Source organism: Rhizobium esperanzae (assembly GCF_014197615.1).
In the GTDB taxonomy this organism is placed as follows: domain Bacteria; phylum Pseudomonadota; class Alphaproteobacteria; order Rhizobiales; family Rhizobiaceae; genus Rhizobium; species Rhizobium esperanzae_A.
This window is the reverse complement of sequence record NZ_JACIFY010000023.1, coordinates 78,099-102,428: the sequence shown is the minus strand read 5'-3', so window position 1 is coordinate 102,428 and position 24,330 is coordinate 78,099. Positions and strand designations below refer to the sequence as shown.

General features: G+C 61.9%; 22 protein-coding genes. 5 read left to right on the top strand and 17 right to left on the bottom strand.

Translation table 11 applies throughout. The features are described 5' to 3' along the window. Together GGD57_RS29025 and GGD57_RS25690 are read left to right on the top strand one after the other, a co-directional pair. A partial coding sequence (locus GGD57_RS29025; protein ID WP_210304036.1) for a hypothetical protein occupies positions 1 to 216 on the top strand: 216 nt, incomplete at its 5' end. Positions 217 to 448: 232 nt separating this feature from the next. Beyond that, a complete protein-coding gene (locus tag GGD57_RS25690) occupies positions 449 to 2,389 on the top strand; it encodes a M23 family metallopeptidase (RefSeq protein ID WP_184473015.1) in 1,941 nt (646 codons plus the stop codon). A gap of 89 nt (positions 2,390 to 2,478) precedes the next feature. Here GGD57_RS25690 and clpB read toward each other — a convergent pair whose 3' ends face one another. The 6 genes from clpB to GGD57_RS25660 form a co-directional block, all read right to left on the bottom strand. Beyond that, the gene (gene clpB / locus GGD57_RS25685; RefSeq protein WP_184473014.1) at positions 2,479 to 5,079 is read right to left on the bottom strand and encodes an ATP-dependent chaperone ClpB; all 2,601 of its coding nucleotides are present in this window, start codon (positions 5,077 to 5,079) and stop codon (positions 2,479 to 2,481) included. A 250-nt stretch (positions 5,080 to 5,329) separates the two neighbouring features. Then, positions 5,330 to 6,064, bottom strand: a complete 735-nt coding sequence (locus tag GGD57_RS25680) for a DUF4167 domain-containing protein (protein ID WP_184473013.1) — start codon at positions 6,062 to 6,064, stop codon at positions 5,330 to 5,332. A gap of 341 nt (positions 6,065 to 6,405) precedes the next feature. Beyond that, positions 6,406 to 7,266 carry a peptide chain release factor N(5)-glutamine methyltransferase gene (prmC, locus tag GGD57_RS25675; protein ID WP_184473012.1) on the bottom strand — a complete coding sequence of 287 codons (861 nt, stop codon included), beginning with the start codon at positions 7,264 to 7,266 and terminating at the stop codon, positions 6,406 to 6,408. Then, complete coding sequence (gene prfA / locus GGD57_RS25670) at positions 7,263 to 8,342, bottom strand: peptide chain release factor 1 (RefSeq protein ID WP_184473011.1); 1,080 nt, start codon at positions 8,340 to 8,342, stop codon at positions 7,263 to 7,265. Before prfA ends, prmC begins: the two co-directional genes overlap by 4 nt. 28 nt (positions 8,343 to 8,370) lie before the next feature. Then, the gene (gene ptsP / locus GGD57_RS25665; protein ID WP_184473010.1) at positions 8,371 to 10,638 is read right to left on the bottom strand and encodes a phosphoenolpyruvate--protein phosphotransferase; all 2,268 of its coding nucleotides are present in this window, start codon (positions 10,636 to 10,638) and stop codon (positions 8,371 to 8,373) included. An 89-nt stretch (positions 10,639 to 10,727) separates the two neighbouring features. Beyond that, positions 10,728 to 12,002 carry an aspartate kinase gene (locus GGD57_RS25660; RefSeq protein ID WP_085738518.1) on the bottom strand — a complete coding sequence of 425 codons (1,275 nt, stop codon included), beginning with the start codon at positions 12,000 to 12,002 and terminating at the stop codon, positions 10,728 to 10,730. A 296-nt stretch (positions 12,003 to 12,298) separates the two neighbouring features. Between GGD57_RS25660 and ubiG the strand changes: the two genes are divergently transcribed. Then, positions 12,299 to 13,045 carry a bifunctional 2-polyprenyl-6-hydroxyphenol methylase/3-demethylubiquinol 3-O-methyltransferase UbiG gene (ubiG, locus tag GGD57_RS25655; protein ID WP_184473009.1) on the top strand — a complete coding sequence of 249 codons (747 nt, stop codon included), beginning with the start codon at positions 12,299 to 12,301 and terminating at the stop codon, positions 13,043 to 13,045. A gap of 21 nt (positions 13,046 to 13,066) precedes the next feature. On the opposite strand, the gene GGD57_RS25650 is transcribed toward ubiG, so the two are convergent. Genes GGD57_RS25650 through GGD57_RS25630 form a run of 5 tightly spaced genes read right to left on the bottom strand, consistent with a single transcriptional unit; the run spans position 13,067 to position 16,005 of the window. Then, the gene (locus tag GGD57_RS25650) at positions 13,067 to 13,645 is read right to left on the bottom strand and encodes a DUF3291 domain-containing protein (RefSeq protein ID WP_184473008.1); all 579 of its coding nucleotides are present in this window, start codon (positions 13,643 to 13,645) and stop codon (positions 13,067 to 13,069) included. A 1-nt stretch (position 13,646) separates the two neighbouring features. Further along, positions 13,647 to 14,075, bottom strand: a complete 429-nt coding sequence (locus tag GGD57_RS25645) for a DUF1178 family protein (protein ID WP_097610161.1) — start codon at positions 14,073 to 14,075, stop codon at positions 13,647 to 13,649. Then, positions 14,072 to 14,929, bottom strand: a complete 858-nt coding sequence (locus GGD57_RS25640; RefSeq protein ID WP_184473007.1) for a carbon-nitrogen hydrolase family protein — start codon at positions 14,927 to 14,929, stop codon at positions 14,072 to 14,074. Before GGD57_RS25640 ends, GGD57_RS25645 begins: the two co-directional genes overlap by 4 nt. Positions 14,930 to 14,939: 10 nt before the next feature. After that, positions 14,940 to 15,197 (bottom strand): glutaredoxin 3, encoded by a 258-nt coding sequence (gene grxC / locus GGD57_RS25635; protein WP_097610163.1) that lies wholly within the window; start codon positions 15,195 to 15,197, stop codon positions 14,940 to 14,942. A gap of 31 nt (positions 15,198 to 15,228) precedes the next feature. After that, positions 15,229 to 16,005 (bottom strand): ComF family protein, encoded by a 777-nt coding sequence (locus tag GGD57_RS25630; RefSeq protein WP_184473006.1) that lies wholly within the window; start codon positions 16,003 to 16,005, stop codon positions 15,229 to 15,231. A 77-nt stretch (positions 16,006 to 16,082) separates the two neighbouring features. Between GGD57_RS25630 and GGD57_RS25625 the strand changes: the two genes are divergently transcribed. Next, a complete protein-coding gene (locus GGD57_RS25625) occupies positions 16,083 to 16,964 on the top strand; it encodes a methyltransferase domain-containing protein (protein WP_184473005.1) in 882 nt (293 codons plus the stop codon). A 15-nt stretch (positions 16,965 to 16,979) separates the two neighbouring features. On the opposite strand, the gene GGD57_RS25620 is transcribed toward GGD57_RS25625, so the two are convergent. From GGD57_RS25620 to GGD57_RS25595, 6 genes are all read right to left on the bottom strand, one after another. Further along, entirely contained in the window at positions 16,980 to 17,147 is a 168-nt protein-coding gene (locus GGD57_RS25620) for a Flp family type IVb pilin (protein WP_085738526.1), read from the bottom strand. 173 nt (positions 17,148 to 17,320) lie between these two features. Continuing rightward, positions 17,321 to 17,638, bottom strand: coding sequence for a hypothetical protein (locus tag GGD57_RS25615; RefSeq protein ID WP_184473004.1), 318 nt, complete (start codon positions 17,636 to 17,638; stop codon positions 17,321 to 17,323). A gap of 230 nt (positions 17,639 to 17,868) precedes the next feature. Further along, entirely contained in the window at positions 17,869 to 18,282 is a 414-nt protein-coding gene (gene mutT / locus GGD57_RS25610) for an 8-oxo-dGTP diphosphatase MutT (protein ID WP_348645999.1), read from the bottom strand. An 11-nt stretch (positions 18,283 to 18,293) separates the two neighbouring features. Beyond that, a complete protein-coding gene (locus tag GGD57_RS25605) occupies positions 18,294 to 19,100 on the bottom strand; it encodes a GNAT family N-acetyltransferase (protein WP_184473002.1) in 807 nt (268 codons plus the stop codon). Then, on the bottom strand, positions 19,081 to 20,322 hold the full coding sequence (gene argJ / locus GGD57_RS25600; RefSeq protein ID WP_184473001.1) for a bifunctional glutamate N-acetyltransferase/amino-acid acetyltransferase ArgJ: 1,242 nt from the start codon (positions 20,320 to 20,322) through the stop codon (positions 19,081 to 19,083). The genes GGD57_RS25605 and argJ overlap by 20 nt, the downstream gene beginning before the upstream one ends. A 115-nt stretch (positions 20,323 to 20,437) precedes the next feature. After that, positions 20,438 to 21,319 carry a peptidylprolyl isomerase gene (locus tag GGD57_RS25595; RefSeq protein WP_097610169.1) on the bottom strand — a complete coding sequence of 294 codons (882 nt, stop codon included), beginning with the start codon at positions 21,317 to 21,319 and terminating at the stop codon, positions 20,438 to 20,440. A 246-nt stretch (positions 21,320 to 21,565) separates the two neighbouring features. Between GGD57_RS25595 and secA the strand changes: the two genes are divergently transcribed. After that, positions 21,566 to 24,283 carry a preprotein translocase subunit SecA gene (secA, locus tag GGD57_RS25590; RefSeq protein ID WP_184473000.1) on the top strand — a complete coding sequence of 906 codons (2,718 nt, stop codon included), beginning with the start codon at positions 21,566 to 21,568 and terminating at the stop codon, positions 24,281 to 24,283. Positions 24,284 to 24,330: the final 47 nt, after the last annotated feature.

The following is a 24,330-nucleotide window of genomic DNA, read 5'->3' as shown; positions in this document are numbered from 1 at the left end:
GAGTTTCTTGAGAACGAAAGACTTCGTCGCCAGCAGCGCCGCCGCCCTCGTTCAGTGAGTGGGCTTATAGAACTAACCCCTTTTCCAAGTCAACAGCCCTTTTCGAAAAAAATGAGATTTCTTTTATCCAATTGTTTTCACAATGGAATTTTCCCGCAGCGCCGAAATGGGGTCGTTTCCCGGATTCCGACCGGCTTGAGACAGCCGGGAAAATGAACCTCTTTCGACTTTTCGTGGAAAGAACGCTCTTTCATGTCGCCGCGCCCCGACATCATCACAATCTGCTGGTCTTAAGAGACGCATGATTCACACAGGCAAAAGCAGGCAATCTGCCTATCCCTGAGCGATTTGACTTCCATGCCCAAAATATGCACATCTTTTGCCCCAGCCAGGATGGCCGAGAAATGCTTCCAGAGACGCCTGATGTAAGGACGCGGACCCGACTGCCATGATGACGGAGAAAATGATGATCCGCTCGTTGGGCAACGAGCCTCCGCTTCTGGCCGATGGCAGGCGCGCGCCCGATCGGCGCGAGGTTTCCCTGCGCTGGCTCTCGGGCACGTTCCTCACCGGCATTACCTCCTCCGTCCTGATGGGCGTCGCCCTTTTTGCCGCGCTTGACGGCCGCCAGCAGCTGGCGATCCCCGCCGAAGCCTATGCAAGTGCAGCGGCAGACGCACACGAGGATACGGCAGTGGTGCGCGGCGGAAGGCTGATTGCACCTGCCATCGCCGCAAAACCGTCTGACCGGGCCATCATGGAAGTTTCGACCGTCGTCCACGACGGCGAGAAGGAAGTCGTGCGCCGCCAGCCCTTCGCGCATGTGAAGATGACGCTGGCCGCCAATCATGTGGCGACCGAGGATTATCCCGACTTCGATCCCCTGGCGATCTTTTCCGCCGACGAGCCGCAGCCCGCCCCGCAAAGCCGCACCGGCGCGATTTACGGTTCCGATGTCGAATCCGAAGTCAGCCTGAAGACTATCCCCTTCCCCACAGGCAAGTCCAGCATGAAGATGGCGTCCGGCCTGTCGCTGGAGGAGGTCGAAGAGAATGTGCGTTCCAACGGCTCGGTGCTGACAGACGGCAACACGCAGCTTGCAGCCCTCTATTACGTCGATCCGCGCCGTTTTTCGGCTGAGGATGCCGATGTCGATCTCACCGCCGGCCTGTCGGCTCGGGTGCTCGAGCAGAACATGACGGTCTCCGCCTCGGAATCGATCACGCCGCAGACCGAGGAGTTCGCCGACGACATCCTGCCGGTGCGCGTCGACACGCCGATCGCCAAGGCGCTGACGGATTCGGGCTATCCGCAGCAATATGCCGATGGCATTGCCGGTTTTATCTCGCAGCAACTGGGTTCCACCGATCTCGATAAGGGCGACGTGCTGCGCATCGGCATCATTCAGAAGGGCGAACAGGCAAAGATCATCCGCGCCAGCGTCTATCGCGGCACGCGCCATCTCGTCACCGTGGCCGTCGACGACAAGGGCCGATATGTGCCCGGAAGCGAGCCGCCAATGCTGGACGCCATCGCCACCGCCTTCGATGACAATTCCTTCGCGCCGCCACCCGGCCAGAACCTGCCGCGCGTCTATGACGGCATTTACCGCGCAGCCCTTTCCTACGGCATGACCAAGGATATGACGGCGCTGATCATCAAGCTGCTTGCCAGCAATGTCGATTTCCAGGCGCAGCTGCGGCCGACCGACAGTCTCGAGGCCTTCTTCTCCGTCGCCGACAGCGCCGGCCAGGCGACCGAGGATTCCGAGCTGCTCTACGTCAACGCCCGTTTCGGCGATACGCAGACGCGTTTCTACCGCTTCCAGGATCCAGACGACGGCACGGTCGATTATTTCGACGAGAACGGCAAGAGCATCCGCCAGTTCCTGCTGCGCAATCCGGTTCCGAACGGCATCTTCAAATCGGGTTTCGGCATGCGCCGCCACCCGATACTCGGTTTTGCCCGCATGCACACCGGCGTCGATTGGGCGGCCCCCCGCGGCACCGCCATCATTGCCGCCGGCAACGGCACGGTCGAAAAAGCCGGCTGGGATTCCGGCGGCTACGGCAATCAGACGATCATCCGTCATGCCAACGGCTATGAATCCTCCTACAATCACCAGAGCGCCATCGCCAAGGGCGTCATCCCCGGCGCCAAGATCCGCCAGGGTCAGGTGATCGGCTGGGTCGGCACGACGGGCGAGTCCACCGGACCGCATTTGCACTACGAGCTGATCGTCAACGGCACCAAGGTCGATCCCCTGCGCATCCGCCTGCCGGGCGGCAAGTCGCTGCAGGGCGAAGCACTGGCGAAATTCGAGGATGAGCGCAAGCGCATCGATACGCTGCTGAACAACCAGGCGTCGGATCAGGTAGCGAGCAAGTAGTCTCGAGCCGATGTTCCTCGTCTTGATCTCGCCCGCCAACGAAAAATGGCGGCCGAAGCCGCCATTTCCCATGCATCCGGCAAACCGGTTTATGCCGCTTCACTCACCGTCTGTTTCGTCCTGAACTGCAGCCGGTCCGAACCGCTCGTCACCTTCACCGTCGAACCGTCCGGCACCTGGCCGGACAGAATCTGCTCGGCCAGCGGATCCTGCACGAACTTCTGGATCACCCGCTTCAGCGGCCTTGCGCCGTAGACCGGATCATAACCCTTGTTGGCCAGCCAGTGACGGGCTTCCTCGTCGAGGTCGATGACGATCTTGCGTTCGGACAGCAGCGCCACCAGCCGCTTCAGCTGGATATCGACGATCGCGCCCATCTCCTCACGCTTCAGGCGATGGAAAAGGATGATCTCATCGATGCGGTTCAGGAATTCCGGCCGGAAATGCCCACGCACGACCTCCATCACCTGCTCGCGAACCGTGTCGCTGTCGTCGCCGTCTCTCAACTGCGTCAGATATTCGGCGCCGAGGTTCGAGGTCATGATGATCATCGTGTTGCGGAAGTCGACAGTCCGGCCCTGGCCATCCGTCAGGCGGCCGTCATCCAGCACCTGCAGCAAGATGTTGAAGACGTCGGGATGCGCCTTTTCGATCTCGTCGAACAGCACGACCTGATAGGGCCGGCGGCGCACGGCTTCCGTCAACGCCCCGCCTTCGTCGTAACCGACATAGCCGGGAGGCGCACCGATCAGCCGGGCAACGGAGTGTTTTTCCATATATTCCGACATGTCCATGCGCACCATCGCCGTCTCGTCATCGAACAGGAAGCGGGCGAGCGCCTTGGTGAGCTCCGTCTTGCCGACGCCGGTCGGGCCGAGAAAGATGAACGAACCGATCGGCCGGTTCGGATCCTGCAGCCCGGCGCGGGCCCGGCGAACGGCGCGCGACACGGCCTGAACCGCATCGCCCTGGCCGATCACCGATTTCGCCAGCTCGTCTTCCATCCGAAGCAGCTTGTCGCGTTCGCCTTCCAGCATCTTGTCGACCGGAATGCCGGTCCAACGGGAAACGACATGAGCAATATTGTCGGGGGTCACCACCTCCTGCACCATCGCACCGCGTTCGCCATCCTGCTTCTCGGCGTCGACGAGCTGCTTTTCCAAATCCGGAATCACACCATAGGTCAGCTCGCCGGCGCGCTGGAATTCACCCTTGCGCTGGGCGATCGCCAGTTCGTTGCGGGCATCGTCGAGCTGCTTCTTGAGATCGGCGGCCAGGCCGAGCTTCTGCTTTTCCGCCTGCCAGCGGGCCGTCAGCGCATCGGCCTCCTCTTCGAGGTCGGTCAACTCGGTCTCCAGCCGCTTCAGCCGGTCGGCAGAGGCGACGTCGGTTTCCTTCTTCAGCGCCTCGCGCTCGATCTTCAGCTGGATGATGCGGCGGTCGAGCTCGTCGAGCTCTTCCGGCTTGGAATCCACCTGCATGCGCAACCGCGCCGCCGCCTCGTCCATCAGGTCGATCGCCTTGTCGGGCAGGAAACGGTCGGTGATATAGCGGTTGGAAAGCGTCGCAGCCGCCACCAGCGCAGCATCGGCGATGCGCACCTTGTGATGCTGCTCGTATTTTTCCTTCAGGCCGCGCAGGATCGAGATCGTGTCTTCGACCGTCGGTTCGTCGACCACGACGGGCTGGAAGCGACGGGCAAGGGCCGGATCCTTCTCGACATGTTTGCGATATTCGTCGAGCGTGGTCGCGCCAACGCAATGCAGCTCGCCGCGGGCAAGAGCGGGTTTCAGGAGGTTGGAAGCGTCCATCGCCCCATCGGCCTTGCCGGCGCCGACCAGCGTGTGCATCTCATCGATGAACAGGATGATCTCGCCGTTCTCGGCCTGCACTTCGTTGAGCACGGCCTTCAGCCGCTCCTCGAATTCGCCGCGGTATTTCGCACCGGCGATCAGCGCGCCCATATCGAGCGCCATCAGCTTCTTATCCTTGAGCGATTCCGGCACGTCGCCATTGACGATGCGCAGCGCCAGCCCCTCCACGATCGCCGTCTTGCCGACGCCGGGTTCGCCGATCAGCACCGGATTGTTCTTGGTGCGGCGGGAAAGCACCTGGATCGTACGGCGGATTTCGTCGTCGCGGCCGATCACCGGGTCGAGCTTGCCTTCGCGGGCTTCGGCGGTGAGATCGCGGGCGAATTTCTTCAGCGAATCGAAGCCCTGTTCGGCATTGGAGGAATCCGCCGTCCGCCCCTTGCGGATGTCGTTGATGACTTGATTGAGGCCCTGCGCCGTCACGCCTGCGTTCTTCAGCGTCGTGAACGTCGAAGCCGAGGATTCGATCGCCAGTGCCTGCAGCAGGCGTTCGACCGTGACGAAGCTGTCGCCGGCCTTCTTAGCCGCCTCTTCGGCGGTCGAAAGCACCTTGGCGAGCGGCTGGGCCAGATAGATGTTGCCATTGCCGCCGGAAATTTTCGGCAGTTTGGCAAGGGCCGCGTCATTGGCGAGACGAGCAGCCTTGGCATCGCCGCCGGCGCGCTCGATCAGCGACGCCGCCATGCCCTGATCGTCGTCGAGCAGGACTTTCAGCACATGTTCGGGCGTGAATTGCTGGTGACCCTGCGCCAGCGCATAGGTCTGCGCCGACTGGATGAAACCGCGCACCCGTTCGGAATATTTCTCGATATTCATATTCTACCTCCTGGATCGCTCTGCCCTTTTCTAGGCACAGACCGATGATTGAGATCGACCCCCTGAAAAGGCAGGCCGCGCTTGGCCCGTCTGGAATTTGGGCGAAGCAGTCGTGGAGAATATGGTAGCCTGTTCTGCGAGTTTAAAGAGCCGACAAAATGAAAATCCCCGGCGCGAGGCCGGGGATTTTCGTTGCAATTCTAACAGATGGCATGAACCTCGCGCCTCCGCGGAAGGAGACGCCGGATCCTCATTCCGACGCTGCGTCCGCCAGCACGGGCGCTTCAGCAGAAGCACCCTCGCCTTCGCCGGCGGCTTCCCCTTCCGCACCGCGACGCGGGCGACGGGGACGGCTGCCGGTGCTGCGGCGGCGAGGCTGGCGTTCGCGCGGCTGACCGCCGGAACCTTCCTCGTCCATGGCAACTTCGGCCGGAATGCCTTCGATCTCCGGCTGCGGGCCGGTTCCGTCGATAACCTCGGCCTGGGGCGCCACCGGCGCCGGGGCAGGAGCCGGCTGAGGCTGGGGCTGCGACTCAGGTCGCGGCCGCGGCTGATGCTGCCTGTTCTGCGGCGGCTGGACGACGACGACATCATCAGCGTCATTGTCGTTGTTATCGATCTCGTCGCCGTCGCGGTCTGCGGCGTCATTGTATTCGCCGCGATCGTCGCGCTGGAAACGTTCCTGCATCTGCGCCTGGGCGCTGGCAATGATGCGATTGTAGTGTTCGGCGTGCTGGAGATAATTCTCCGCAATCACGCGGTCGCCGGAGCTTTGAGCGTCGCGGGCGAGCTGCGCGTATTTTTCGGCGATATGCTGGGCAGTGCCGCGAATCTTCACATCGGGGCCGGAGCTGTCATAGGTTCGGGTCAGCGGGTTGCCGCCCTTGCGGTTGAAATTGTTGTTATTGTTATTTCCGCCGCCGCCGCCGTTGTTATTATTGTTGCCACGCCCTCGACCGCGCTTGTTCTGCTGTCCTGGCCTCATAGATCGTTCACCTGAATTCTCTGTTTGTGATGGATACATGGCACCAACCGCCATGACCGAAAAGCGGGTCAGGACCTTTGTGCCGCGAGCATACTGCGCCTTTGCGCCGACCTGCCGCTTGGTTTCAAGTCAGATTGACTGATTCACGCATTGGGTCGTGTTCAACCGTTGAAACTCTCGTTTAAAAGAGCGGACCCCCGAGGCAAACCAAGTACCGAACGAATCTCGTTCATTCCTATCTGCCCAACACGTGTCCGCAACCTATATTGCTTCCCTGGGAAATCCAAGCCTTTTCTTCGCAATAACAATAATGTCCTGTTCAATGCAGCAATTATCGCCTGTCACGCGAGCGCGAAAACGAGCACCCTGTCGTTCTGACCATAATCTTTTACGGATTTGAGGCACTTGAAGCCTTTCGCTTCGAAGATCGCCGTCACATCGTTTCGCTGATCGTAGCCGATTTCCAGTCCGACGACCCCGTCGGGCCGCATGAACCTTGCCGCATCCTTGGCTATGGCTTTGTAAGCGTCAAGCCCATCCGGGCCGCCATCCAGCGCTGCAACCGGATCAAATTTCGTCACTTCGGGAGCGAGATCGTGAATGACATTGGAAGCAATATAGGGCGGATTTGAGACAATCACGTGAAAGGAACCCTGGATGCTCTCGAACCATCTCGATTGTATGGCCTCAAAACGATCCTGTAGTCCGTTTCTTTCCGCGTTCGATCTTGCCGTCTGAAGTGCATCCGCCGATATGTCGCTGCCGACACCTGATGCCTCGGGACACTCGCTCAAAAGCGCAAGGCATATCGCCCCGGTCCCGGTTCCCATGTCAAGGATATGGAGATCGTCTTGCCCCTTTGCAAGGTCCCTGAGACAGGCAAGCACCGTATCGACCAGGATTTCCGTATCCGGCCGCGGCTCCAGCGTTTCCGTCGAGAGCCGTAACGGCAGCCCATAGAATTCCCGCTCGCCGAGAATGCGATGCACCGGCTCGTGGCCGAGGCGCCGTTCCACCGCCTTGAAAATCACCTCGGCCTGCTCGGGAGAAAGCCGCGCGCCCGATCGCGTCAACAGCTCGGTCGACGACAGCTTCAAAAGACCTGCGACAAGCAGCCGCGCATCGGTCGCCGGATCGACGATGCCTGCTTCGGTGAAGCGGCGGCGCGCCTCGGCAAGCGCGTCGGCGACCGTCGAGCTCATTGCTGCTCGCCGAGCTGTGCCAGCTGGCTGGCCTGGTAATCGGCCATCAGCGCATCGACGACCTCCTCGATTTCACCTTCCATCATCCGATCGAGCTTGTAGAGCGTCAGATTGATACGGTGGTCCGTCACCCGCCCCTGCGGGAAATTATAGGTGCGGATACGTTCCGAGCGGTCGCCGGAGCCGACCTGGCTCTTGCGGTCGGCAGAGCGCTCGCTGTCGGCCCGCTGCCGCTCGGCATCATAGAGCCTGGAGCGCAGCACCTGCATCGCCTTGGCACGGTTCTGATGCTGCGATTTTTCCGAACTGGTGACGACGATGCCGCTCGGCAGGTGGGTGATGCGCACCGCCGAATCCGTCGTATTGACGTGCTGGCCGCCCGCGCCCGAAGAGCGCATCGTGTCGATGCGGATATCCTCCGGCCGGATCTCGATGTCGATCTCCTCGGCCTCCGGCAGCACCGCCACCGTTGCGGCCGACGTATGGATGCGCCCGCCCGCCTCGGTTTCCGGCACACGCTGCACGCGGTGCACGCCGGATTCGAATTTCAGCTTGGCGAAAACGCCCCTGCCGGTGATCGTCGCGATGATTTCCTTGTAGCCGCCGGCTTCGCCCTCGCTCGCCGAGAGCACCTCCACCTTCCAGCTCTTTTCGGAGGCAAACCGCTCGTACATGCGAAAAAGATCGCCGGCAAAAAGCGCGGCTTCCGATCCGCCCGTGCCGGCGCGGATTTCGAGGATCGCGCTCTTTTCGTCTGCCGCGTCCTTCGGCAGAAGCAGGATCTGCATCTCCTGCTCCAGCGCCTCGATCTGCTCCTTCACCTCGGGAAGTTCGAGTTCGGCGAGATCGCGCATCTCGCGATCGACCGACTTGTCTTCGAGCAGCGTTTCAAGATCGCCAAGCTCGGCGACCGCCTTCTCATAGGCGCGGATCTTGGTGACGACAGGCTGCAGCTCGGAATATTCGGATGCCAGCTTCACATAGACGTCGGCGGCGGGGCCGGCCGACATGCGCGCTTCGATCTCGCCGAAACGGCGTTCCAGCTCGCGCATCTTTTCAACGGGAAGCTTCGCCACCCTTCACTCCGATTCTTCTTATATCTGTCTAAAGGGGAATATTGTGGCTTTCGGCGAAGCGGGCAAGCACCTCGCGCATCGGCATCATGGCGTGGACATCGTCCAGCACCTCGTCCATCGCCTTCGTCAGCGCCCCGACATCGAGCCCGAGCAGCATTGCCTTCACCGGTCCGATCGAGGCCGGCGACATGGAGATCGAGCGGAAGCCGAGGCCGAGCAGCGCCATAGCCGAGATCGGTTTGCTGGCGAGTTCGCCGCAGAGCGTCACCGGCGTCTTGTTCCGATCCGCGCCCCGCACGATATCGCGCAGGATACGCAAAAACGGTTTGCCGAGTGGATCGAAGCGGTCCGAGACCCGCGCATTGCCGCGATCGACCGCCATCGAGAACTGGAAGAGGTCGTTCGAACCGACCGAGACGAAATCGACCGCCTCCATCAGCTCGTCGAGCTGCCAGAGCAGTGCCGGCACCTCCAGCATCGCCCCGAACTGCAGCTTGCGCGGCAGCCCATGGCCGAAGCGCGAGAGATGCTGCACTTCCCTCTGCAGCAGCTCGCGCACCGTCTTCAGCTCGGAAACCTCCGTCACCATCGGCACCATCAGCTTCAGCTCGGTGCCGGCCGATGCCTTCAAGAGGGCGCGCAACTGGGTGCGCAACAATCCCGGCCGGTCGAGCGACAGCCGGATAGCGCGCCAGCCGAGTGCCGGATTTTCTTCTTCATGGCCGCGGAAATACGGCACGACCTTGTCGCCACCGATATCGAGCGTGCGGAAGGTGACGGGACGGCCGGCAGCCTGCTTTATCACATTGCGATAGAACTGCTCCTGCTCCTCCGCCTTCGGCATGGTGGAGGCAATCATGAACTGCAGTTCGGTGCGGAACAGGCCGATGCCCTCCGCGCCCGATTCCGAAAGCTGCGGCAGGTCGACCAGCAGTCCCGCATTCATCATCAGCGCGATCCGCTGACCATCCCTGGTCACCGGCTCGACGGCGCGCAGCGCCCTGAACTGTTCCTGCCGCCTGGCGCGGAAGCGCACCTTTTCCTCGTAGGAACGCCGGTGATCGGCCATCGGCCGCAAATGCACATGTCCCTCGTCGGCATCGATGATGACAGCATCGCCGTTCTCGGCGAGCGCCACCACACCGGCTGCCTGGCCGATGACCGGAATGCCCATGGCGCGGGCGACGATCACCACATGGCTCGTCACCGCGCCTTCTTCCAGCACCAGCCCGCGCACGTTGGCGCGGGGATAATCGAGCAGCTCGGCCGCCCCCATGGCGCGCGCCAGGATGATCGCGTCGCTGGGGAAACCTTCGGCGGTCGTCCGCCCGGTATAACCCGTCAGCTGCCGGAGCAGCCGGTTCGCCAGATCCTCGAAATCATGCATGCGTTCGCGCAGATAGGGATCGGTCAGCCGCATCATGCGGGCCTTGGTGTCGCTCTGCACCTTTTCGACCGCGGCTTCCGCCGTCAGGCCGTTGCGGATCGCCTCCTCGAGCTTGCGCACCCAGCCCTGGTCATGCGCGAACATGCGATAGGTTTCGAGCACCTCGCGATGTTCGCCTTCCATCGACACGTCGCGGCGCGACAGCATGTCGTCGATCGAGATCCGGAGCGAGCCCATGGCCTCCGCCAGCCGCCGGATTTCCTTCTCGGCATCCTCGTTCAGCAGGTTGGTGACGACGATGCGCGGTTCGTGCAGCACGACGTAACCGAGGCCGATGCCGTCATTATAGGTGTCGCCGTCGATCGTCACGGATCGTGTCAGGTCGAGTTCGAGGCCCGGCTTGGTGATCTTCTTGAGCTCGCCGGTGGCGATCATCTCGGCAAGCACCATCGCCGTCGTTTCGAGCGCTTCCACCTCCTCGTCGCGATAATTGCGGCTCGCCTTGTTCTGCACGACGAGAACGCCGAGCGAGCGCCCGGTTCTCAAGATCGGCACGCCAAGGAAGGAATGGTAGATTTCTTCGCCCGTTTCCGGCAGGTAGCGGAAGGCGGGATGCGACTGCGCGTCGGAGAGGTTCAGCGGCTGCGCTGAAGCGGCGATCGTGCCGACGAGGCCCTGCCCCATCTTCAGTTGAGCCAGGTGCACGGCCTCCCGGTTGAGGCCTTCGGTCGCGTAGAGTTCGAGCACGCCGTCGGCGCGCAGCACGTAGACGGAGCAAACCTCGGCCACCATGTTGCCGGCGATCTGGCGGACGATCCGGTCGAGCCGATCCTGCGGCTCCAGCGGCTCTGCCATCAACTCGCGCAGCCGCCTGAGCAGCACGCGCGGACCGCCGGAAAGGTCTCTCATGGCGTCTCAAGCTCCCGAAACAACGCACTCAGTCCCGGCAGGCCTGCCTTCGTCTCCTCAACCTGAAGGGGCAGGCCGCCCGCTGGGAATCAATTCTTATCCAGACCGTAGCAGGAATGCAAAGTCCTGACAGCGAGTTCTGCATAGGGACCGTCGATCAGGATGGAAATCTTGATCTCGGAGGTGGTGATCGCCTTGATGTTGATGCCTTTTTCAGCAAGTGCACGAAATGCGGTGGCAGCAACGCCCGCATGGCTGCGCATGCCGATGCCGATGACAGACACTTTCACCAGCCCCGATTCGTTCTGCACGACGTCGTAGCCGATCTTCTCCTTATGGTCGCCGAGCACCTTGATCGCCTTCTCGACGTCGCCCGACGGCACGGTGAAGGTCATGTCGGTCTTCGAGCCGTCCTCGGAAATGTTCTGGACGATCATGTCGACATTGATATGGGATTCGGCGAGCGGTCCGAAGATCGCCGCGGAAACGCCCGGCCGGTCGGCAAGACGGCGAAGCGAGATCTGAGCCTCATCCTTGGCATAGGCGATGCCGGTGACTACTTCCTGTTCCACGATTTCATCCTCGTCACAAATCAGCGTTCCGGGCGGGTTTAGCAGATCGCCCATGCCCGGAGCATCGGGATCTTCGAATGACGAGCGCACGAAAGTGCGCACCTTGTGTACCATGGCAAGCTCGACCGAGCGCACCTGCAGCACCTTGGCGCCGAGCGAGGCCATCTCGAGCATTTCCTCGAAGGCGATCTTCTTCAGCCTGCGCGCCTTCGGCACGATGCGCGGGTCGGTCGTATAAACGCCGTCGACATCGGTATAGATATCACAGCGATCCGCTTTGACAGCGGCCGCGATGGCAACGGCCGACGTATCCGATCCGCCGCGCCCGAGCGTGGCCAGGCGGTTGTCCGGCCCCAATCCCTGGAAGCCGGCGATGACGGCGACCTGCCCCTCGCCCATGCGCTTGATGATGTCGGAGCCGTCGATCTCCAGGATCCGCGCCGCGCCATGCGCATTGTCGGTGCGGATCGGAATCTGCCAACCCTGCCAGGAACGCGCATTGATATCCATCGCCTGCAAGGCGATCGCAAGCAGACCTGATGTCACCTGCTCACCGGAGGCGACCACCGCGTCATACTCGCGCGCATCGTAAAACGGAGAGTTGGCGCCGATCACCTTCGGCATGCCCTGCACCCAGCCGACCAGTTCATTGGTCTTGCCGGACATGGCCGAGACCACCACCGCCACCTCGTGACCGGCATCGACTTCGCGTTTCACATGGCGGGCAACGTTCTTGATGCGGTCCAGGTCAGCGACGGACGTGCCGCCGAATTTCATTACGATGCGTGCCATATGCCTCTACCACGACTGGCGCCGGAAATCGGAAAGCCGACCCGGCATCACGAAAGCTCTGGGGCGGACCGCTTGGCGAAAGAGCCGGACTCCCAATTTCTGGAACCGCTCTAAAAGCCCAGGCCCTGAAGGCCCCAAGTTGCGGGGTCTCTTAGCGAGTTTGGCGGGGGGAGGCAAGCACACGATATAAAGCAATTGCCGAGCGCCTCCACGCTCGTCGCTCCTTGATACCCACGCCCCTTGACTTATGCCCCCGATCGTCCGACTTCACATCTCACGAACGCAAGGAGTGGACGATGACGGAAACCGCCAGAAGCACGATCGACCAGGGCGAAGTGGACCGCTTCTCGGCGATGGCGGCGGAATGGTGGAGCCCGACCGGCAAGTTCAAGCCGCTGCACAAGTTCAATCCCGTCCGCCTCGCCTATATCAGAGACAAGGCCTGCGAGAATTTCGGCCGTGATCCGAAAGGCGCGCGCCCGCTCGAGGGACTGCGCGTGCTCGATATTGGCTGCGGCGGCGGTCTGTTGTCCGAACCGGTCGCCCGCATGGGAGCCGCCGTCACCGGCGCCGATCCGTCCGAGAAGAATATCGGCATCGCCTCGACGCATGCGAAGGCCTCAGGCGTTTCGGTCGACTACCGCGCCGTCACCGCCGAGGAACTCGCCGAGGCCGGCGAGACCTTCGATATCGTTTTGAACATGGAAGTGGTCGAACACGTTGCCGACGTCGAATTCTTCATGACGACCTGCGCAAAAATGGTCCGCCCCGGCGGCCTGATCTTCGTTGCCACCATCAATCGCACGATGAAGGCGGCAGCACTTGCCATCTTCGCCGCCGAGAACATTCTGCGCTGGCTGCCGCGCGGCACCCACCAGTATGAAAAGCTGGTGCGCCCGGAAGAACTGGAAAAGCCGCTCGCGGCAAGCGGCCTCGAGATCACCGACCGCACCGGCGTCTTCTTCAATCCGCTGTCGAACCAGTGGAATCTCTCCAAGGATATGGACGTGAATTATATGCTGCTGGCAAAGCGGCCTGCATGATTTCCGCCGGTAATAAGCCGGCTATACTTTCAGCGTTTGAACGCGAGCAAGCAGATCCTTTTGGGTTTCTGTATTGCGAACTGCAAGTTCCTTGACGCGATCGCGATCGATTGTCGTCTCCGCTCCGTCAGGCCCGTAAGGCTGCTTGAACGTAAAAGCGCCGGGGCTTGGCCCGTGATCGGCGAGATATTCGAGACGTTCGACACCCTCCTGCCAATCCGGCCTGCGATGGCCAGACACCCACCAGAGAACCAGCGGTGGCCATGTCTGTTTCACATTCCAATTGCGCGCATGTTTCAGCGCCTCGGCATGCACACCATTGTAGGTAAAGGCCATCAGGCTCTCGATGTCGGCCCAGAGCGAAAGGGAGGAGGGTGCGGAGGTGAAACCACTGCCCTCGATATAACGGGGAAAGACCTGAACGCCCCAGCTTCTGGCTCCGGGATAACCGGCATAGCCGGAGCGTCCGATAAAACCGCAGGCGCGGGCGGCCGCCTCAAAATTCAAGGGCTCGCGCAGAACGAAGCCTTCGACCGCTTCACTTTCGGCAGGCGCAACGTGCAGGCCGAAATTGTAGAAGGCCAGACGCGCGGACAGCATGTCAGTTCACATCCTCGGGCAGCACCGGAATGGCGGCAATCTCGATGCCCTCTTCCACGAGCGCCTGCGCCTCGTCGACCGTCGCCTGGCCGATGATGCCGCGGGCATCCGCCTCGCCGTAATGGATCTTGCGGGCTTCCTCGGGAAACTTGGCGCCGACATCCTCGGAATTGGCCTTGACGGCCGCGACCGCCTCTTTCAGTTTTTGCAGGGCTTCCTGACGCATGGCGTCCATCGCCAGCGTCTGCCTCTCATCCTTCTTGCGCGCCGTCGAGACCGAAGGCGCCATCAAGAGCTTGGAGACGGCAGCGGAATGGCACACCGGGCAGGTGAGGAATCCGGTCGCGACCTGACGGTCGAAATCGGCGCTTTCAGAAAACCAGCCTTCGAATTCATGGGCATTGTCACAGGTGAGGGAATAGCGGATCAAGCGGCCACGCCTCCGGCGACTGCCCCGGCAATCTTCTCGACCGAAAATTCCCGGCCATTCCTGAGATTCGGGACCTTGTCATGCGCAGCCTTGACCGCGGCAGGATCGATCTCGGCGATGATAACAGCCTCGCCGGTCGCCCCGGCCGATGCCAGCACCGTGCCCCAGGGGTCGATGATCATCGAATGGCCGAAGGTCTCCCGGCCGTCCTCGTGCCGGCCAGCCTGCGCGGCGGCGATGACGAAGACACCGTTCTCGATTGCGCGGGCTCTGAGCAGGATCTCCCAATGCGCCTCGCCGGTCTGCTTGGTGAAGGCGGCGGGAACCGTCATCACCTCGGCGCCGGCAATCGCCTGGGCGCGAAAGAGTGCGGGAAAGCGTACGTCGTAGCAGATCGCAAAGCCCATTTCGGCAAAGGGCAGCGACAGGACGCGCGCCTCCGAGCCTGCTGTATAGGCGGCACTTTCGCGCCAGCTCTCGCCATTGTCGAGGTCGACGTCGAACATATGGATCTTGTCGTAGCGATTGAGAATTCTGCCGTCGGGGCCGAACAGGAAACCGCGATTGGCGATCTTGCCATCGGCAAGCGCGATCGCCGTCGATCCGACATGCATGTGGATGCCGAATTCGGCGGCAAGCTCGGAGCCGGTCTTGACGATGATGTCATGCGCCTCGTCGGCGAGCACGGCACGCGCCGCCGCGCGGTCGCGCTGCAGCATGCCGGTCATCTCGGGAGTCTGCACATAGATCGCGCCCTTTGCGGCCGCCTCGCGCACCAGCCGCGCCATGGCGGCGGCGTTCTTCACCGGGTCGACCCCGGAACACATCTGGATGGCGGCGGCCTTGAAGCTCATAGGCTCGTCCTCAGATCGCCAGCATCGGATCGAGCTTGCCGGCTCGATCGAGCGCAAACAGATCGTCGCAACCGCCGACGTGATCGGCGCCGATAAAGATCTGCGGAAAAGTGGTGCGCCCGTTCGACTTGCCGATCATCTCCTGGCGCAGATCCGGCGAGTAGGTGGCGTCGTGCTCGACATAGTCGACGCCCTTTTCTTCGAGTAGGGACTTGGCGCGGCTGCAATAACCGCAAAACTGCCGTGTATAGATGGTGACGGGTACCATGATCTCTCCAGACCGATGCCGGGTATTTCTGTCATATAGGCTCGGACAGAGCCCTTGCAAAGGTTAAAACCGTGATCTCGGCCGCCCCCGCCTTGCGCAATGTCCGGCTTGCGGCGGCGACCGTCGCCCCTGTTGTATAGACGTCGTCGACGAGCACGATGCGCTTGCCGAAAATGTCGTTTTCGCGCCCCTTGGCAATCGCGAAAGCGCCCCTGACATTGTCCTCGCGCGCCTTCGCGCCAAGGCCGACCTGCTGGCTGGTGCGTTTGACGCGGACGAGCGTGGCGGCAAGCAGCGGCTTGTCCGAAAGCCTTGCCATATGGCGGGCAAGCTCGGCGGCCTGATTGAACTTGCGCGTCAGCATGCGGGTGCTGTGCAGCGGCACCGGGATCAGCGCATCGCAGTTTTCGACCGTGCCGTCGGAAGCGCGCAGCATCCAGGCGGCCATCATCGGCGCCAGATCGGTGCGATCGCGATACTTCAGCCCGTGAACGAGATCGCGGACCGCATGGTCGTGGGTCGCTGCCGACCGCAGCCGATCGAAGGGCGGCGGGTGCGCGATCGCCTCGGCGCTGAGAATGCCGGCGCCGAGATCGTGCGAGAAGGGGACGCCGAGCACCTCGCAATAAGGCCGCTCGATGAAGCGGATGCCGGACCAGCATTTCGCACAGAGCCCGCGATGGCCGCCGGTCGAAATGCCGCAGACCGAACAGGCCGGTGGATAAAAGAAATCGGCAAGTGCCGAAAACGGCCGCAAGAGATGCGCCCGCAAGACCTTTGACGGACTTTCGAAATCGATCGGCCCCATGCCGGCAAGGCTAACGCATAATCTCGAAAAGGAAAATCGTCTTGCCGCTTAAACCGCGCGGGACTAAGGACATCGCCATGGAAACGATTTTCGACAAGGCCCTGATCGCCGCGCATCGCCATCGCGCGCTTGTCAACAACGACCCGAAAGCCGCCTTCCTGCTCGATATCGCAGCTGAAGAAATGGCCGAGCGGCTTGCAGTCGTCGAGCGGACCTTCGAGACGGCCGTCGAACTGCATGGCGCGACGGGTGCTGCCGCCCGTGCCGCGCAGGCGACGGGCAAGATCGGCGCGATGATCCGCGTCGAGAGCGAGAGGGCCTATGCGATCCCGGGAGAGGCCCTGATCGAGGCGCCGCTCGAGGACGTACCGCTCGAACCGCAATCGGCCAATCTCATCCTTGCGCCCCTCAGCCTGCATCTGACCAACGACACGCCAGGCGTCTTTATCCAGATCCGCCGCGCTCTGAAGCCGGACGGCCTGTTCCTGGCTGCGATCCCCGGCGCCGGCACGCTGCAGGAATTGCGCGACGTGCTGCTGGCCGCCGAGGCCGAACTGACCGGCGGCGCAAGCCCGCGCGTCATCCCCTTTGCCGATGTGCGCGATGTCGGCAGCCTCATGCAGCGCGCCGGCTTCGCGCTGCCGGTGATCGATGCGGAAAACTATACGGTGCGATATGATTCGCTCTTTCCGCTGATGCGGGATCTGAGAGCCATGGGCATGAGCAATCCGCTTGCAGCCCGCGGCCGTGCGCTCACGCGCGCCTTCTTCCTGCGCGCAGCCGAAATTTACGCCGAGCGCTACGCCGATCCCGACGGGCGCATCCGCGCGACCTTCTCGATCATCTATGTCTCGGGATGGGCGCCGCACGAGAGTCAGCAAAAGCCGCTCAAGCCCGGTTCGGCCAAGGCGCGCCTTGCCGATGCGCTGAAGGTGGACGAGCACAAGCTCAGACAGTAACGGCCGGCTGCTTGTTCAATTCGCCGGCAGATTATTGCCTATCGAGTTGAAAATCCCCTGCAGGCTGCCGGAGAAAATTCCAAGAGCGGAGACGATTGCACCACCAACGAGTGCGGCGATGAGACCGTATTCGATCGCCGTCGCACCTCTGTTATCTGCAAGACATGCTTTTAAAAGACGCATTACCCCAACCCCTAGAGCATGTCGCGCAAAAGTGTGCCGCGGTTTTGCGATAACGACATGCGTAAAAACAAAGACCTAAAGCGCGAGGAGCGAATCTGAAAGATCGCGACGCGCTTTAGCGCGAACTGACAGCAAACGACCATTCCACGACCATCGGGCGATGGCCGGCATTTTCAGCAACCGGCGCCGACACCGTAGCCTTGGACGACGCAGACCGAACCGGGCGGATCCTGGAGGACGCTGCGGCGGATCGTATAACGCTTGCCGCTTTCGGTCTTCGGGATTGATCCTGTTGTCATCGTGTCGAATTCAGCCGGCGCGCTGGCAAAGACGCTTTTCTTCGACGAATCCGCAAGCATCGGCGTCAGGATGAGTGTCAGCGCCACCACCGCCGTGCCGAACAGAAGGGCGATATTGAGCGCACCCGTCCTGCGCGAGGCAGACGAAACCCGTTCCTTTTCCCGGACAGCTTTCCAGAAATCATCGTCCATGACGTCAAGCCTTTTAATACACGCACGCCAGATGCTTGATTGAGGCCGATCTTTGGCAGAAGGTGTTAAACGATCCATTAATATCCACAGCCGAAAACGGCATGGCGCGACAATAATCAGGTAACGCTAATGCATGTCGCCTGGAAATGTGCCGCAGTTCCAGGATAACGACATGCAATAAAATAAAGAATTAAAGCGCGTCGCACGAATCAAGGTCAACGAGACGCGCTTTAAAGTAAATCCTGCAGCATCGGGATCAGCGGCTCGTCGGCCGGCGGCATCGGGTAATCGCGCAGCGCCTGCGGACGCACCCATTTCAGCGCCTGGCCCTCCTGGCCCTGGGGAATGCCCTCGTAGCGCCGGCAGATATAGAGTGGCATCAAAAGATGGAAGGTCTCGTAAGAGTGGCTGGCGAAGGTCAGCGGCGCGAGGCAGGCAATCTTTGTGTTGATGCCGAGCTCCTCCTCGAGTTCACGCACCAGCGTTTCCTCCGGCGTTTCGCCGGGCTCGACCTTGCCGCCGGGAAACTCCCACAATCCGGCCAGTGACTTTCCCTCGGGACGCTGTGCCAAGAGGATACGCCCGTCGGCATCGATCAACGCGCAGGCGGCGACCAGCAATATCTTCCGGCCATTGCGCTGTATGAGAGGCTCGCTCATCGCGGTTCCTGCTGCCAATAGCAATAATGATAGGCGTCGCGAAAACCGAGCCGTTCGTAAAGTGCGATGGCCGGACGGTTGGACAGCTTCACCTGCAGCCAGGCCGAGCGGGCGCTGCGCATGCGCGCCCAGCGCAGCGCCGAGGTCAGGATCTCGGTGCCTAGCCCTTCGCGCCGCCGCGTCTCGGAAACCGAAAGCGACATGATGCCGGCAAGGTCGTTGTCCTGGACGCAGAGCACGGTCGCCAGCGGACCATCCGCCGCATTCTCGATCATGAACAGGCCCGACGGCGGCTTGATCGCCGAAATGATCTCGGCAAGCGCCGGCTTCAAGCTCAGCGGCGCCCGCTCGACGGCGAGGTTGGCGTCGACGAAACGGCCGACATCATGGGTCGGCAGGTGATCGAGCGTATCCGGCAGCTCGGCCTCGGCGAGGTCGCAGGTCATCACGACAGTCTCGTCGAACCGCGTCCAGTTCTGGGCGCGGAGAAGCTCGATCAGCACCGGCGAAGCAAGCGGCGTCTGGCGCACCACGGCGGGGCGACCATAGGCCTCGAACTTGCGGCTCGCCTTTTCCAGGCGGATTTCGACGTCGCGGTGATCCGACGGATCGAGCGGCACGATCGAATTCAGCCGGTTGGACGGGTGGCCGGCCGTCAACCGCACCTGCCAGCTGCCGTCATATTGCACGGATGCCGCCGGCCAGGCACGGAAGCCGACGGCCTCCAGCCTGCGCACCAGCGGCAGATTATGTTGGGAAATGGATGCCTGCGCCAATGACCGATCAGCTCCGATAGTCGCCATTGATCGCAACATATTCCTTGGTGAGGTCGCAGGTCCAGACGGTTGCCGTGCCGGCGCCGAGGCCGATATCGACTTTGACGGGGATATCCTGCGCCTTCATGACGTCAGAGGCGGCCTGCTCGGAATAATCCGGGTCGCGCTCGCCGTTGACGGCGACCCTGACGTCGCCGAACCAGATGGCGAGCCGGTCGCGGTCGGCCATCTCGCCCGATTTGCCGACGGCCATGACGATGCGGCCCCAATTGGCGTCTTCGCCGGCGGCGGCCGTCTTGACCAGCGGCGAATTGGCGATCGACAGCCCAATGCGCTTGGCGGCGGCATCGCTTTCGGCACCCGTCACGGTGATTTCGAGCATCTTGGTGGCGCCCTCGCCGTCACGTACCACCTGCAGCGACAGATCCTTCAACACGTCGTTGAGGGCCGCGCGGAAGGCGGCAAGGCGCGGGTCGTCGGCGCGTTCGATGCGGGCCTGGCCGTCCTCGGCCGCCGCCCCCGTCGCAAACAGCATCAGCGTATCGGAGGTGGAAGTGTCGCTGTCGACGGTCATGGAATTGAAGGTCGGGCCGACGCCGTCGGACAGCAGCGCCTGCAGCGCAGCCGGCGCGATATCGGCATCGGTGACGACGAAGGAGAGCATCGTCGCCATGTCGGGCGCGATCATGCCGGCGCCCTTGGCGATGCCGTTGATCGTGACGGCGACGCCGCCGATCTCGGCGCTGCGGGTCGAAACCTTCGGATAGGTGTCGGTCGTCATGATGGCCTTTGCGGCCTCGAACCAGAAATCGCCGGTGGCTTCAGCCTGCATCTTGTCCAGGACGCCTGAGAACTTGGTGGCATCGAGCGGCTCGCCGATGACGCCGGTCGAAGCAAGGTAGACTTCGTTTTCACCGCAGCCGACGGCAGCCGCAGCCGACTTCGCCGTCAGCGCGGTCGCCTGGCGGCCCTTCAGGCCGGTGAAGGCATTGGCATTGCCTGAGTTGACGACGACGGCGCGGGCGCTGCCATGGGGAAGGTTCGCCCGGCAGAAATCGACCGGCGCCGACGGGCACTTGGAGCGGGTGAAAACGCCGGCGACGGCGGCCGGTCTGTCGAAGACCATCATCAGCACGTCGGTACGGTTCTTATACTTGATGCCGGCAGAGGCCGTCGCCATACGCACGCCGCGCAGCGACGGCATCGAGACGAAGGATTTCGGAGCGAGCGGAGAGACGGAACCGGACATGATGCGACACCTGCCAAAGAGCATTTCCAGGCGAAAGGGAAACCGGCTCGCCTCCGGAAATGCGACACAACGATGATAGTGAAGGGCCCGGAAGAACCGGGCCCAGATACGATTATTACTGCTTCGGTGCCGGCGCGGCGGGCTCGCTGCCCGGCTCCGGCTGCTTGTTGGCCTGGTCGTAGCCCTTGCGCAGCGTCTCGTCGGTGATCTCGATCTTCGCCGAGGCCTTCGCCTTGTTCAGAAGCTCAAGATACTTGTCGCGCATGACGAGCTGACGAACCTGATCCTGCACCTGCTCGAAGGGCGGCGGCGGGGCGTCGCGCTTATCCTCGACCTTGATGACGTGATAGCCGAAATCGGTCTTGACCGGCGTCTTGGAGTAGGTGCCCTTCTCGAGCGCGAAGGCTGCGTCTTCGAATTCCTTGACCATGCGGCCACGCGAGAAATAGCCGAGATCACCGCCTTCCGACTTGTTCGGATCGGTGGACTTTTCCTTGGCGAGTTCAGCGAAATCCTTGCCGGCGTCGAGCTGCTTGATGATGTCCTTGGCTTCGTCCTCGGTCTTGACGAGGATATGACGAGCGTGGACTTCTTCCTGTTTCGGCAGGGCGGCGACTTCCTTGTCGTAGCGGGCCTTGACTTCTTCAGGCGTCACGATGTCGACCACATGCTTCTTGAAGTAGGCGTTGTGCAGCTCGCGGTCGGTGAGATACTGCATGCGCTTCTTGAATTCGTCGGTCTGGTCGAGCTTCTCGGCCGCAGCGTCGGCAGCCAGCAGCTTCACGTCGATGGCGGCGGAAAGGGCTGCGACCTTCTTCTGGTCATCGGGAAGCTGTGCCAGCTGCGGGTCGAGATTGGCGACCGCGAGGTCGAGTTCCGACTGGTGAATTTCCAGATTGCCGACCTTGGCGATGACGGCGTCATCGGCATGGGCCGGGGCCTGGAGCGCAACAAAAGTTGCAAACGCCAGAACGGCAAGCTTGTTGGTGCTCAACATGAAATACCCTTCAAAGTTACATCGCCGGCTTCAGCATCCTCTGAATCCAGCCCAAAATAGCCATCAGCACCGGATTGTGGCCTTTCTGTATCCGCCAAATCCGTTGACATCATTCGACCCCCCTCTTATCTGTCACGCAACCTCGCGTCCAGAACAGTTTCCGGGCGTTTTAAGGCGCGCGCCTGATTTTCGGCTGGGCCGCGAACAAGAAACGCCGGGGATGAATATTGAGAAAGGGCCAGTCATATGGTCAGCTTTGGCGGTATAGCCCGCAAGTTATTTGGGTCTTCCAACGACCGCCGCGTGCGGTCCTTCCAGCCGAACGTCGCTGCCATCAACTCTATCGAAGAGAAGACCAAGGCCCTGACGGACGAGCAGCTCGCGGCAAAGACCGCGGAGTTTCGTGCCCTGCTCGCCGAGGGCAAGACCCTCGACGACATTCTGGTGCCGGCTTTTGCCGTCGTTCGCGAAGCATCGCGCCGCGTTCTCGGCCTGCGACCTTTTGACGTACAGCTGGTCGGCGGCATGATCCTGCATTCGAATGCGATCGCCGAGATGAAGACCGGCGAAGGCAAGACCCTCGTCGCCACCCTGCCGGTCTATCTGAACGCGCTTTCCGGCAAGGGCGTGCACGTCGTCACCGTCAACGATTACCTCGCCCAGCGCGATGCCGCGACCATGGGCCGCGTCTACGGCTTCCTCGGCATGACCACCGGCGTCATCGTCCATGGCCTCTCCGACGAGGAGCGCCACGCGGCCTATGCCTGCGACATCACTTACGCCACCAACAACGAACTCGGCTTCGATTATCTGCGCGATAACATGAAGTACGAGAAGAGCCAGATGGTCCAGCGCGGCCACAACTTCGCGATCGTCGACGAAGTGGACTCGATCCTCGTCGACGAGGCGCGCACGCCGCTGATCATCTCTGGCCCGCTCGACGACCGCTCCGAACTCTATAATACGATCGACGCCTACATTCCGTTGCTGGTCCCCAGCGATTACGAGATCGACGAGAAGCAGCGCTCGGCCAACTTCTCCGAAGAGGGCACCGAGAAGCTGGAAAACCTGCTCCGCCAGGCCGGTCTGTTGAAAGGCAACGCACTCTACGACATTGAGAACGTCGCGATCGTCCACCATGTCAACAACGCGCTGAAGGCCCACAAGCTCTTCCAGCGCGACAAGGACTATATCGTCCGCAACGACGAAGTCGTCATCATCGACGAGTTCACCGGCCGCATGATGCCGGGCCGCCGCTATTCGGAAGGCCAGCACCAGGCGCTCGAAGCCAAGGAAAGAGTGCGGATCCAGCCGGAAAACCAGACGCTGGCCTCGATCACCTTCCAGAACTACTTCCGCATGTACGACAAGCTCGCCGGCATGACCGGCACGGCGCAGACGGAAGCGGAAGAATTCGGCAACATCTACAATCTCGACGTCGTCGAGGTCCCGACCAACCTGCCGGTCAAGCGTATCGACGAGGACGACGAGGTCTACCGGACCTTCGACGAAAAGTTCAAGGCGATCATCGAGGAAATCCTCGACGCGCATAAGCGCGGCCAGCCGGTGCTTGTCGGCACCACCTCGATCGAAAAGTCGGAACTGCTCGCCGATCGCCTGCGCAAGCAGGGCTTCGACGACTTCCAGGTACTGAATGCCCGCTACCACGAGCAGGAAGCCTATATCGTTGCCCAGGCCGGCGTGCCGGGCGCCGTGACGATCGCCACCAACATGGCCGGTCGCGGTACCGACATCCAGCTCGGCGGTAACCTCGACATGCGTATCGAGCGCGAACTCGGCGAAGTCGAAGCCGGTCCCGAGCGCGACGCCCAGATCCAGGCGATCGTCGAGGAGATCAAGGAACTCAAACAGAAGGCGCTCGCCGCCGGCGGTCTCTACGTCATCGCCACCGAACGCCATGAAAGCCGGCGCATCGACAACCAGCTGCGCGGCCGCTCCGGCCGTCAGGGCGACCCCGGCCGCTCGAAATTCTACCTTTCGCTTCAGGACGACCTGATGCGCATCTTCGGTTCCGACCGCATGGACAGCATGCTGACCAAGCTCGGTCTCAAGGAAGGCGAGGCGATCGTCCATCCCTGGATCAACAAGGCCCTGGAGCGCGCTCAGAAGAAGGTCGAAGCCCGCAACTTCGATATCCGCAAGAACCTCCTGAAGTATGACGACGTTCTCAACGATCAGCGCAAGGTGATCTTCGAGCAGCGCCTCGAACTGATGGAATCGACCAATATTTCCGAAACCGTTTCCGACATGCGCCGTGAGGTGATCGAGGACATGGTCGAAAAGCATATCCCCGAGCGCGCCTATGCCGAACAATGGGATGCTGTCGGCCTGAAGACCGGCGTTACCAATATTCTGAACCTCGATCTGCCGATCGAGGACTGGTTCAAGGAAGAAGGTATCGGCGAGGACGATATTCGCGAGCGCCTGACGGAAGCGACCAACGCCGCCTTCACGGAAAAGGCCGAGCGTTTCGGCGACGATATCATGCATTATGTCGAACGCTCGATCGTCATGCAGACGCTCGATCATCTCTGGCGCGAGCACATCGTCAATCTCGACCATCTGCGCTCCGTCATCGGCTTCCGCGGTTACGCCCAGCGCGATCCGCTGCAGGAATACAAATCGGAAGCCTTCGAACTGTTCACGGCGCTGCTCAACAATCTGCGCGAGGCCGTCACCGCCCAGCTGATGCGCGTCGAGCTGGTGCAGCAGGCCCCTGCCGAGCCAGAACCGCCGCTGATGCAGGCCCATCACCTGGATCCGACAACCGGCGAGGACGATTTCACCCCGGCGGTCTACCAGGCGTCGGAAGTCATCGTTTCTCCGGAGAACCGCAACCCCGATGACCCGGCCACCTGGGGCAAGGTCGGCCGCAACGAGACCTGCCCTTGCGGTTCCGGCAAGAAATACAAGCATTGCCACGGCGCCTTCGAGCAGGCCTGAGGCAAGCCGCAAAGACTGCGAAAATGCCGCCTTCGGGCGGCATTTTC

What these genes read in the sequence shown, in the direction of transcription:
- secA (WP_184473000.1), top strand. Translation starts at nt 21,566, where the DNA reads ATGGTCAGCTTTGGCGGTATAGCCCGCAAGTTATTTGGGTCTTCCAAC.
- GGD57_RS25690 (WP_184473015.1), top strand. Translation starts at nt 449, where the DNA reads ATGATGACGGAGAAAATGATGATCCGCTCGTTGGGCAACGAGCCTCCG.
- GGD57_RS25680 (WP_184473013.1), bottom strand. Translation starts at nt 6,064, where the DNA reads ATGAGGCCAGGACAGCAGAACAAGCGCGGTCGAGGGCGTGGCAACAAT.
- GGD57_RS25640 (WP_184473007.1), bottom strand. Translation starts at nt 14,929, where the DNA reads ATGAGCTTCAAGGCCGCCGCCATCCAGATGTGTTCCGGGGTCGACCCG.
- GGD57_RS25605 (WP_184473002.1), bottom strand. Translation starts at nt 19,100, where the DNA reads ATGGCGACTATCGGAGCTGATCGGTCATTGGCGCAGGCATCCATTTCC.
- ptsP (WP_184473010.1), bottom strand. Translation starts at nt 10,638, where the DNA reads ATGAGAGACCTTTCCGGCGGTCCGCGCGTGCTGCTCAGGCGGCTGCGC.
- prmC (WP_184473012.1), bottom strand. Translation starts at nt 7,266, where the DNA reads ATGAGCTCGACGGTCGCCGACGCGCTTGCCGAGGCGCGCCGCCGCTTC.
- GGD57_RS25650 (WP_184473008.1), bottom strand. Translation starts at nt 13,645, where the DNA reads ATGCTGTCCGCGCGTCTGGCCTTCTACAATTTCGGCCTGCACGTTGCG.
- ubiG (WP_184473009.1), top strand. Translation starts at nt 12,299, where the DNA reads ATGACGGAAACCGCCAGAAGCACGATCGACCAGGGCGAAGTGGACCGC.
- grxC (WP_097610163.1), bottom strand. Translation starts at nt 15,197, where the DNA reads ATGGTACCCGTCACCATCTATACACGGCAGTTTTGCGGTTATTGCAGC.
- GGD57_RS25625 (WP_184473005.1), top strand. Translation starts at nt 16,083, where the DNA reads ATGGAAACGATTTTCGACAAGGCCCTGATCGCCGCGCATCGCCATCGC.
- GGD57_RS25615 (WP_184473004.1), bottom strand. Translation starts at nt 17,638, where the DNA reads ATGGACGATGATTTCTGGAAAGCTGTCCGGGAAAAGGAACGGGTTTCG.
- argJ (WP_184473001.1), bottom strand. Translation starts at nt 20,322, where the DNA reads ATGTCCGGTTCCGTCTCTCCGCTCGCTCCGAAATCCTTCGTCTCGATG.
- GGD57_RS25595 (WP_097610169.1), bottom strand. Translation starts at nt 21,319, where the DNA reads ATGTTGAGCACCAACAAGCTTGCCGTTCTGGCGTTTGCAACTTTTGTT.
- GGD57_RS25660 (WP_085738518.1), bottom strand. Translation starts at nt 12,002, where the DNA reads ATGGCACGCATCGTAATGAAATTCGGCGGCACGTCCGTCGCTGACCTG.
- GGD57_RS25630 (WP_184473006.1), bottom strand. Translation starts at nt 16,005, where the DNA reads ATGGGGCCGATCGATTTCGAAAGTCCGTCAAAGGTCTTGCGGGCGCAT.
- GGD57_RS25620 (WP_085738526.1), bottom strand. Translation starts at nt 17,147, where the DNA reads ATGCGTCTTTTAAAAGCATGTCTTGCAGATAACAGAGGTGCGACGGCG.
- clpB (WP_184473014.1), bottom strand. Translation starts at nt 5,079, where the DNA reads ATGAATATCGAGAAATATTCCGAACGGGTGCGCGGTTTCATCCAGTCG.